This is a genomic window from Lactobacillus apis (genome assembly GCF_002837055.1).
GTDB classification, from domain to species: Bacteria; Bacillota; Bacilli; order Lactobacillales; family Lactobacillaceae; genus Lactobacillus; species Lactobacillus apis.
On record NZ_PDKP01000047.1, the window covers coordinates 1 to 1,855 of the forward strand.

Annotated in this window: 3 protein-coding genes and 1 pseudogene; 1 reads left to right on the forward strand and 3 read right to left on the reverse strand. The window is 36.3% G+C overall.

Going from position 1 to position 1,855, the window contains the following annotated elements; genetic code table 11:
* The coding region (locus CRG87_RS07750) for an AAA family ATPase (RefSeq protein ID WP_458118142.1) at positions 1-441 on the forward strand (441 nt) is incomplete at its 5' end.
* Positions 442-528: 87 nt separating this feature from the next.
* Here CRG87_RS07750 and CRG87_RS07755 read toward each other — a convergent pair.
* The 3 genes and pseudogenes from CRG87_RS07755 to CRG87_RS07765 form a co-directional block, all read right to left on the reverse strand.
* Entirely contained in the window at positions 529-930 is a 402-nt protein-coding gene (locus CRG87_RS07755; protein WP_074426084.1) for a hypothetical protein, read from the reverse strand.
* A gap of 189 nt (positions 931-1,119) precedes the next feature.
* Positions 1,120-1,584, reverse strand: a complete 465-nt coding sequence (locus tag CRG87_RS07760) for an NUDIX hydrolase (RefSeq protein WP_074426083.1) — start codon at positions 1,582-1,584, stop codon at positions 1,120-1,122.
* A gap of 93 nt (positions 1,585-1,677) precedes the next feature.
* Positions 1,678-1,855 (reverse strand): annotated as a pseudogene (locus CRG87_RS07765) (amino acid ABC transporter ATP-binding protein); the annotation flags it as partial.

Sequence of the window (1,855 nt, forward strand, 5' to 3'; positions counted from 1 at the left end):
CGCTTTGCCAGTGAAGATATTGGCTTGGCGGACACTAATGCATTAAATGTAGCTATCAATGTTTTTAAGGCTTGTCAATTTTTAGGGATGCCTGAATGTGATGTGCATTTGACTGAAGCAGTGATTTATCTGGCGCTTGCGCCAAAGTCAAATGCGGTTTATAAAGCTAGATTAGCTGCTGAAGATGATGTCAAAAAGACGATTGATGAACCAGTGCCATTACAGATTCGTAATGCACCAACCAAGTTAATGAAGGACCTAGGTTATGGCAAAGATTACCAACTGGCTCATTATGCTAAAGACAAGTTAACGACAATGAAAACTATGCCGCCGAGTTTAGAAGGTCATGAATATTATCTGCCAACTTCGCAAGGTCATGAAGACCGCTTTAAAAAGAGGCTGGAGCAGATTAAAGAATGGCACAGAGAAAACGATGATTAAGGCGAGGCTAAGAGGGTATATAAAAAGGTATTAGATCAGGAATCTAATACCTTTTTTTGTTACAACTAACAACATTTATACTTTTAATTAGTGGATATTTATAGGTTCTTCAGTAGGTTTACCCGGAAGTTTCTTAATATTAATCAGCTTTTTCTTTAGCTTGGAATGATACAAGTAAGAGCCATTGTTTGATAAAAAGACGACGCCGGACTCTTTGCCATCTGTATCTTTTAAGGTAAAAGTGCTGTTACTTACACGTTTATAAGTACCTCTTTCAAATTTATGCCCGTCTACATATATGGCATATTTGGGTTTCGTGCCACACGAAATTTCTACATGAGGATTTAAAGCATTTCCTGGCGTTGCAGTATTAGTAAAACCACCATAAATGGTAGGCGGTTTTCTAGTGGTATAGAGCAAAAAGCCTAATGTTACGATAAGTAAAAGTGCGAGAATGCAGGTGCTGATTTTGTAGCCGTTTTTCTTCATAAGTTTTTCTCCTGTTGATGAGGTAAAAGAAACTGGTTTAACCAGCTAATATAAAAGATGGGTTCTATTATCTATATATAATAATAGAAATAGATTTTTGTCAAACGTAATTAAGCAAGATATAGAGCCGTGATAATGTAATTATTTATAAATAAGGCAGTTTGTATAGCTTATATAAAGTTGAAAGTTTTAATTGTAGAATGGGAACGTACCAGCATAAAACTGCTCAATTATTGTTTGATGTTGTTGGTTGAAAATTGGTGGCAGCTCAGTGGATTTAAAGTACTTTAAGTCCAAGGTTTCAGAGCTCAGTTCTTGTGTAACTTCGCGTGCTTTTTCTACGACAAAACTAATGACAACAGCTTGAGCAATGTCACCGTTAGGGTAGTGTTGAATTTGATTCGTAGAAACACCAAGAAGAGTTTTGACTGTAACTTCTAGTCCGGTTTCTTCACGAAATTCACGTTTGCAGGCATCTTCAGCCGATTCGCCAAACTCTAAAGCTCCACCTGGTAAACCCCAGCAATTAAAATCACTACGTTTTTGCAATAATATTTCATTGTTAGAATTGACTAACACGCCACCTGCAAAAGCTAAGATGACAGGGTCATGTCCTACTTTTTGTCTTAGTTCTTTGATATAGTCTTTAGTCATTTTGACCTCCAGAACACGCTATGATGATGTTTACCAAAGTATAACTAAAAAATAAAAAGATGCTCCTTTTTTGGAACATCTTTTTATTTAAAGTTAATTGTTTTGAAAATTACTCAAGAACTTCGCTGTTTTCTCATTTTGAGGATGATTGAATAGTTGGTCTGGTTTACCTTGCTCGGCAATTACCCCGTCACTGATGAAAAACATTTGATCAGAAATTTCTTTAGCAAACGCCATTTCGTGCGTTACGATAATCATCGTTAAACCGGTT

Excerpts from the sequence above, each read along its gene's own strand:
- CRG87_RS07755 (WP_074426084.1), bottom strand. The coding sequence starts at position 930 with ATGAAGAAAAACGGCTACAAAATCAGCACCTGCATTCTCGCACTTTTA.
- CRG87_RS07760 (WP_074426083.1), bottom strand. The coding sequence starts at position 1,584 with ATGACTAAAGACTATATCAAAGAACTAAGACAAAAAGTAGGACATGAC.